Origin of the sequence: Pseudomonas sp. D(2018) (genome assembly GCF_005502555.1) — a bacterium.
GTDB classification, from domain to species: domain Bacteria; phylum Pseudomonadota; class Gammaproteobacteria; order Pseudomonadales; family Pseudomonadaceae; genus Metapseudomonas; species Metapseudomonas resinovorans.
Map to the genome: position 1 here is coordinate 91,479 of NZ_SCOK01000006.1, position 7,836 is coordinate 99,314.

At 63.9% G+C, this 7,836-nt stretch carries 6 protein-coding genes; 3 read left to right on the plus strand and 3 right to left on the minus strand.

Annotated features, from left to right (window positions below; genetic code table 11):
- Positions 1 to 71: 71 nt before the first annotated feature.
- The 3 genes from FFS60_RS06835 to FFS60_RS06845 all read left to right on the plus strand — a co-directional run bounded on the left by FFS60_RS06835 (position 72) and on the right by FFS60_RS06845 (position 5,826).
- Positions 72 to 1,730: a cyclic peptide export ABC transporter gene (locus FFS60_RS06835; RefSeq protein WP_137821494.1), complete on the plus strand. Its 1,659-nt coding sequence runs from the start codon at positions 72 to 74 to the stop codon at positions 1,728 to 1,730.
- A 176-nt stretch (positions 1,731 to 1,906) separates the two neighbouring features.
- Positions 1,907 to 3,202: a PepSY domain-containing protein gene (locus FFS60_RS06840; RefSeq protein WP_137821495.1), complete on the plus strand. Its 1,296-nt coding sequence runs from the start codon at positions 1,907 to 1,909 to the stop codon at positions 3,200 to 3,202.
- 158 nt (positions 3,203 to 3,360) lie between these two features.
- Entirely contained in the window at positions 3,361 to 5,826 is a 2,466-nt protein-coding gene (locus FFS60_RS06845; RefSeq protein WP_137821496.1) for a TonB-dependent siderophore receptor, read from the plus strand.
- Positions 5,827 to 5,953: 127 nt separating this feature from the next.
- Here FFS60_RS06845 and FFS60_RS06850 read toward each other — a convergent pair whose 3' ends face one another.
- The 3 genes from FFS60_RS06850 to FFS60_RS06860 form a co-directional block, all read right to left on the minus strand.
- On the minus strand, positions 5,954 to 6,361 hold the full coding sequence (locus tag FFS60_RS06850) for a type II toxin-antitoxin system HicB family antitoxin (RefSeq protein ID WP_137821497.1): 408 nt from the start codon (positions 6,359 to 6,361) through the stop codon (positions 5,954 to 5,956).
- Between the two features lie 38 nt (positions 6,362 to 6,399).
- Positions 6,400 to 6,582, minus strand: coding sequence for a type II toxin-antitoxin system HicA family toxin (locus FFS60_RS06855; RefSeq protein ID WP_016492210.1), 183 nt, complete (start codon positions 6,580 to 6,582; stop codon positions 6,400 to 6,402).
- Positions 6,583 to 6,836: 254 nt separating this feature from the next.
- Positions 6,837 to 7,796: an alpha/beta hydrolase gene (locus FFS60_RS06860; RefSeq protein ID WP_137821498.1), complete on the minus strand. Its 960-nt coding sequence runs from the start codon at positions 7,794 to 7,796 to the stop codon at positions 6,837 to 6,839.
- Positions 7,797 to 7,836: the final 40 nt, after the last annotated feature.

Consider the following 7,836-nt stretch of genomic DNA (forward strand, 5'->3'; position numbering starts at 1 on the left):
CACCTAAATCCCCCCATTCCCCGCTCGTCTTCCCCTGTGTCAGCCATTGCCTTGGCCATCGAGGACTCCCCATGACCACCCGCTCCCCCAGCGCCGTCGGCGAACTGTTCAAACTCCTCAGGCCTTATTGGCCCGTCGTGCTGGTTTCCACCCTGCTGGGCATGGTCGGCGGCCTGTCCGTCACCGCGTTGCTGGCCACTATCAACAAGGGGCTGCATGCCGACGGCGGGATGAGCAACGCCCTGGTGCTGGCCTTCGCCGGTTTCTGCGTACTGGCACTGGCCAGCTCGATCATTTCCGACATCGGCACCAACTACGTCGGCCAGCACATCATCGCCAGGCTGCGCAAGGAACTGGGCGCCAAGGTGCTCTCCGCGCCTATCCAGCAGATCGAGCGCTACCGCACCCACCGCCTGATTCCAGTGCTGACCCATGACGTCGACACCATCAGCGACTTCGCCTTCTCCTTCGCGCCGCTGGCCATCTCGCTGACCGTCACCCTCGGCTGCCTGGGCTACCTGGCCATGCTCTCGCTGCCGATGTTCCTCATCACCCTGCTGGCCATCGCCATCGGCTCGCTGATCCAGTACGCCGCCCAGGCCCGTGCCTTCCAGGGCTTCAACGACGCCCGCGAAGCGGAGGACCTGCTGCAGAAGCACTATCGAGGCATCGCCGAAGGCGCCAAGGAACTGCGCATCCACCGCCCACGCCGCCTGCGCATGCATGAAGCGAACATCCAGGGCACCGCCGAGCGCATCTGCACACTGCAGATCGGCTCGATCAACACTTACGTGATCGCCAAGAGCCTGGGCTCGATGCTGTTCTTCGTGGTCATCGCCATCGCCCTGCTGGTGCAGTCTTTCTGGCCAGCGGCGGACAAGGCGGTGATCAGCGGATTCGTGCTGATCCTGCTGTACATGAAGGGCCCCCTGGAGCACCTGATCGGCGTGCTGCCCGTCGTGGGCCGGGCGCAGATCGCCTTCCGCCGCATTGCCGAGCTGAACAGCCAGTTCTCCTCCCCTGAGCCTCATCTGCTGGAAGCCGCGACCGACCCCGCGCCGCGCCGCGTGCACAGCCTGGAACTGCGCGACCTGCGCTATGCCTACCCGCCAGCCGAGGGCGCCGCGCCCTTCCAGCTCGGCCCGGTGAACCTGACCCTGAAGCAGGGCGACATCCTCTTCATCGTCGGCGAAAACGGTTGCGGCAAGACCACCCTGATCAAGCTGCTGCTGGGCCTCTATGCGCCCACCGGCGGCGAGATCCTGCTGGACGGCAAGCCGGTGGACGCCGCCAATCGCGACGACTACCGCCAACTGTTCACCACCGTCTTCGCCGACTACTACCTGTTCGATGACCTGATCCAGGGCACAGGCACCATCCCGGCAGACGCCAGCCGCTACCTGGAACGGCTGGAGATCGCCCACAAGGTCCAGGTGCAGGACGGCACCTTCAGCACCACCGATCTCTCCACCGGCCAACGCAAGCGCCTGGCCCTGGTCAATGCCTGGATCGAGGAACGCCCGGTGCTGGTGTTCGACGAATGGGCCGCCGACCAGGACCCGACCTTCCGCCGCATCTTCTACACCGAGCTACTTCCGGAGCTGAAGGCGCTGGGCAAGACCATCATCGTCATCTCCCACGACGACCGGTATTTCGATGTGGCGGACCATCTTTTGCGGTTGGAGAGCGGGAAGGTGGTGAGTGCCGAAGGCGTTGCAGAGCTGGTGTAGGGCCGAAGGTCCGCCATGAGGTTCCTGGGGCTGCTTCGCAGCCCTTGGCGAATGAATTCACCCCTACAAGGAACCGCCCCGCGCCCGCCCCCGAAACACCTCGTTACACCTCCCCTGGCGGATTCGCCGTTCTCATCCGTCCTTACCAGACAAGCCCTGAAAAATTCGGATTCCCCATGCGTTCCTTCGCCACCCTCCTTCATCGCTGGGCCGGCCTGGCCACAGCTGTTTTCCTGTTCATCACCGGTCTGACCGGCGCGATCATCTCCTGGGACCACGAGCTGGATGACGTGCTCAACCCTCACCTGACCCAGGTCAGCAGCCAGGGGCCGGCCATGGACCCATTGGAGCTGGCGCGCCAGGCGGAGGCCCGTGATCCGCGTGCGGTGGTTACCTTCGTACCGCTGGCACCGGAACCGGGTGAATCCCTGGAGCTGGGCGTCACGGGCCGGGTCGACCCGGCCACAGGCAAACCCTTCGAGCTCGGCTACAACCAGGTCTTCGTCGACCCCGTGACCGGTGCGGAACTGGGCAAGCGCGAATGGGGCGCGGTCTGGCCGGTGACCAGCGAGAACCTGGTGTCCTTCCTCTACGTACTGCACTACAGCCTGCACATTCCCGAATTCTGGGGCATCGACCACTGGGGCCTCTGGCTGCTGGGTATAGTCGCCATCGTCTGGACCCTCGACTGCTTCGTCGGCCTCTACCTGACCCTGCCCGCACGCCGCCGCCAGGCCGCCGTCAAGGCCAGCAAAGCCGCCAGCGGACCGTCCTGGTGGCAGCGCTGGAAGCCGGCGTGGAACGTGCGCTGGAGCGGCGGCTCCTACAAGCTCAATTTCGACCTGCACCGCGCCTTCAGCCTCTGGACCTGGGTGCTGTTGCTGATCCTGGCGTTCACCGCGTTCTCCCTGAACCTGTATCGGGAAGTCTTCTTCCCGATGATGCAACTGGTCACCGAAGTCACTCCCGGCCCCTTCGACAAACGCGAGGAAACCCCGGAAAACCAGCCCATCGAACCGCGCCTGGGCTTCGCCGAGGCCATCGCCACGGCCAAGGCGGAAGCCACCCGGCGTGGCTGGGAAGAACCGGTGGGAAGCATCTTCTATGCACGTCAGTTCGGTATCTACGGCGTCAGCTTCTACCACCCCGGCGGCGACCACGGTGACGGCGGCGTGGGGCCGGCAGCGCTTTACTTCGACGGCCAGGACGGCAGCCTGCTGGGCGACAGCCAACCCTGGAAAGGCACCGCCGGCGACATCTTCGTGCAGGCCCAGCTGCCCCTGCATTCCGGGCGTATCCTCGGCCTGCCGGGGCGCATCCTGATCTCCGCCATGGGCGTGGTGATCGCCATGCTATCGGTCACCGGCGTGATCATCTGGTGGCGTAAACGCGCAGCCCGCGTGCGTTCCCTGCAGAACAAGGCGCAACGCCAGACGAGCACTGAAGACGGCGACATCCTGCCTTCCAGCTGACCTTCCCGCCGCCGCAGGCCTGCTCTGTTCGATCAGGCCTGCGGACCCGTCCGAAGATTTTCTCGCGATTCCATTCCGGTTTTTCCTGCCTCGTTCGTTTAATTCCAAACAAGAACGAAACGCAATTGCCAACACAACAACGAATCGAGATCAGGAAGATGCCTTTCAAACCCGCGTTGTCCCCCTTCACCAAAGCCTTGCTGATGCACCGCGCCCTGCAGCGCAACCTGGCGGCCGCCTCCCTCGGCATGGCACTGACCCTGCCCTTCCCGGCCATGGTGCAAGCCCAGCAGGTGAGCCTGGACATTCCCGCGCAGTCCCTCGCCGGTGCCCTGCGCCAACTGGGCCAGCAGGCCAACCTGCAGATCCTCTACAGCCCCAACGACGTGGCCAACCGCCGCAGCCCGGGCGTGCGCGGCAACTATGAGCCCGCCCAGGCGCTGGCCGCCGTCCTTGCCGGCAGTGGCCTGCGCTACAGCGTCGACGGCAACACCGTGACCCTGGTTTCCCCCAGCGACAGCAGCGCCCTGGAAGTGGCGCCCACCAGCATCAACAGCACCGGCCTCGGCGAAACCACCGAAGGCACCGGCTCCTACACCACCGGCGCGACCAGTACCGCCACCAAGCTGCCGCTGTCGATTCGCGAAACCCCGCAGTCGGTCAGCGTGGTCACCCGCCAGGTGATGGACGACCAGAACGCCACCAGCATTAGCGACGTGCTCAAGCACACTCCGGGCGTATCGGTGCAAGCCTACGACAGCGACCGCATGGAGTTCTCCGCCCGCGGCTTCGCCATCACCAACTACCAGTACGACGGCGTCAACACCATCTATGACGGCGTCTACGACCAGGGCACGACCCACGTCGACATGGCCATCTACGACCGCGTCGAGGTCATCAAGGGCGCCACCGGCCTGATGACCGGCTCGGGCGACCCGTCGGCCACCGTCAACCTCGTGCGCAAACGCCCGACCCGTGACTTCCAGGCCTCCATCACCGGCATGGCCGGCTCCTGGGACAACTACCGCACCGAGGGCGACGTCTCCGGCTCGCTGAACACCGAAGGCACCGTGCGCGGCCGCTTCGTCGGTGCCTACCAGGACCGCCAGTCCTACCTGGACCACTACTCGCAGAAGAAGGACATCACCTACGGCATCCTCGAGTGGGACCTGACCCCGGACACCCTGCTGACCTTCGGCATCGACCACCAGAACGTCAGCCCGCGCGGCACCTCCTGGACCGGCAACCCGGTGTACTTCGCCGACGGTTCGAAAATCGACGTCAGCCGCTCCTGGAACCCCGGCACCGACTGGAGCCGCCGCGACTTCGAGTCCTACACCTACTTCACCTCGCTGGAACAGAACCTGGCCAACGACTGGAAGCTGAAGGTGAACGTGAACCAGATGCGCAACGAGCACGACACCCTGCTCGGCTCCGCCAGCGGCGGCAACCCCGACCCGGCCACCGGCCAAGGTGCCTTCTTCTACTGGGGCCACTGGGAAGGCAAGCGCGTCCAGAACACCTTCGACGTGAACGTTTCCGGCCCTTTCGAGCTGTTCGGCCGCGAGCATGAGCTGGTGGCCGGCTTCACCACCGCCGCCGCCAAGACCACCGGCGACGACTTCGATAATTCGGCATTCGTGGAAGTCCCCGGCAACATCTACGACTGGGATGGCAACTACCCGAAGCAGGGCTTCCCGAAGATCGGCGACTACGAGATCAACCAGCGCCAGAACGGTGGCTACCTGGCCGCACGCTTCAAGCCGGCCGACGACCTGTCGCTGATCCTCGGCACCCGCGTCAGCGACTTCAAGTACGACGAGAAGCACGACAACCTCGACGGCACCCCGCGCCTGAACCGCTCCAGCTACGAGCAGCACGGTGTGGTCACGCCTTACGCGGGCATCGTTTACGACCTGGACGACGTCTACTCGGCCTATGCCAGCTACACCAAGATCTACCAGCCGCAGTCCCTCAAGGACGCTGACCTGCAAACCCTCGAACCGGTCGAAGGCGACGCCTACGAGACCGGCCTGAAAGCGGCCTACTTCGACGGCAAGCTGAATGCCACCCTGGCCTTCTTCCGCATCGAGCAGGACAACTTCGCCCAGTACGTCGAGACCAACCCCGAGTTCATCGACATCTACCGCGCCATCGATGGCGCCACCACCAAGGGCCTGGAACTGGAAGTCGTGGGCGAAGTCATGGACGGCTGGAACATCACCGCCGGCTACACCTATGCCCGCACCCGCGACGCCGACGAGCAGCGCGTGTTCGGCTTCCCCCTGGCGGCCACCAAGCCCGAGCACCTGGTCAAATTGTTCACCACCTACCGCCTTCCCGGCGAGCTGAACAAATTCACCGTGGGCGGCGGCGTGGACTGGCAGAGCGGCTTCTACGCGCAGATCTGGAATCCCGCCCTCAACGACAACGCCATCCTGGAGCAAGGCAGCTACGCCCTGGTCAACCTCATGACCCGCTACCAGCACGACGAGCACCTGAGCGTGACCCTCAACGCCAACAACGTCCTGGACAAGGAGTACTACACCGGCATGGGTAACTTCTCCACCGTGTTCTACGGCGAACCGCGCAACCTGATGCTCACCACCAAGTGGGACTTCTGATGGCCTGAAGCGGAAACGACAAAGGCGCCGAAAGGCGCCTTTGTTTTTAGGAGCACGAAACCCATGGCGAGAACCTTGTAGGGGCGATTTCAATCGCCAAGCGAACCGCAGGTTCGCCCTTCAATCCTCAATGCGGATGTTGCAACTCCCGCAATGCAGCGGTGGCCAGAAAGCCGGAGCGCGAAGCGTAACGTCTATCGCTCTTCACCCGCTCATCGATGCGACGCAACAGATGCTCCGGCATGGTCGCATTGAAACGTACGGAAGCGCCGAGATATGGCGTGGTATCGAACTCCACGACCGCCCAGACACCGCCGGCATAGTCAGGATTGGCCAGATGAACATCCACTTCCTGCGGTTGGGGAATGGGTTCACCATCCGCCATCAACCCTTCGAAATGCAGGGCCAACGCCTCCGTGAGGTTGTCCAGCGCCTCACTGACGGTTTCACCGGCAGAAAAACATCCAGGCACATCCGGAACCGTCACGCCGTAGTCGGAACCAGGGTCCTTATGAAGTACAACTGGAAATTTCATGAACTCCACCATCTGATTGCTGTTGCTGGACCTGGGCTTCATCTGAGGCCTGCCTGCTTGAGAATGTTGCGGACAGTCCCCTCCGGTAAATCGCTCTTGGGGTGAGGCACCGTAACCCTGCCCTTCTTGGCTGGGTGCTTGAACTGGTGATGACTGCCTTTGACATCCACCTCGAACCAGCCATCCGCCTCGATCAATTTGATCAACTCCCGACTTCGCATCCTTGCACTCCATGGCTTGCGCCTTGGTGTGTACCGTACACATCAAATCTCGGACTGGTCAATTCCGATTCGCAGGTGTGGCTTGCTGGCTCGGATTCACCGCCCTTCGCGAATAAATTCGCTCCTACAAAATTACTCGAAGCAGAACACAAACCTTGTAGGGGCGATTTCAATCGCGAAACGAACCGCAGGTTCGCCCCTCGAACCTTCAGGGGCAGCTGCGCTGCCCTTGGCGAATGAATTGGCTCCTACAGTCAAACCAACTTTCCCGCCAGCCACTCCACCACTTCGGTGTGAATCCCTTCCACCTCGGCCAGCAACCCGGCCATGCGCAGGAAGTCGTGGGTCAGGCCGGGCTGGGTCAGCACCTTCACCTCATTGCCCGCCGCTTCCAGCTTCTGCGCATAGGCCAGGCCTTCGTCGTGCAGCGGGTCATGCCCGGCGAGGTAGACCAGGGCCGGCGCCAGGCCGGACAGGTCGGGCGCCAGCAAGGGCGAGCAGCGCCAGTCGGCCAGGTCTTGCGGGGTGCGTCCGTAGTGCTGGTAGAACCAGTCCAACGTCGCGGTTTCCAGCAGGTAGCCCTCGGCGAAGTCGCGGTGCGACGGCCGCTTGGAGGTGGCATCGGTCACCGGATAGACCAGCACTTGCGCCTTGGGCACCAGGGCCAGTTCCTCGGGGTTACGGGCGGCGATGATCGACAGCACGGTCGCCAGACTGGCGCCAACGCTGTCCCCGGCAAAGGCCACGCGCGTCGAGTCGAGGCTCAGCGCGGCACCTTCGCGCAGCAGCCAGTTGGCCGCATCGCAGGCGTCCTCAACCGGTGTCGGAAAACGCCATTCCGGGGCCAGGCGGTAGTCCACCGCCAGCAACGCGAAGAAGCCGTGGCCGGCAAGGCGACGGCACAGGGCGTCGTGGGAGTCCAGGCTACCGACCACATAGCCGCCGCCGTGGAAGTACAGCAACGTCGGCTGCGGTTCCGCGCCCAGATCGGGGGCTCGGTACAGCCGCGCCGACAGCGTCCAGCCATCGCGTGCCGGAATGCCCAGTGACGTGCAGGCGACGTGTGCCAGCGGCTGGTCCAGCGCCAGGGAGGCCAGTTCAAAATCAGCGCGGGCCTGCTCCGGGGTTTGTTCGTGCATGGCCCGGCTCTTGCCGGTAAGACGGCCGAATTCGACCAGTTCGAGGAAGGCTTCGAGTTCAGGCACGACGGCCATGGTGTGTCCTTGAATGGAGGGCGACAGAACCTAAGGAACG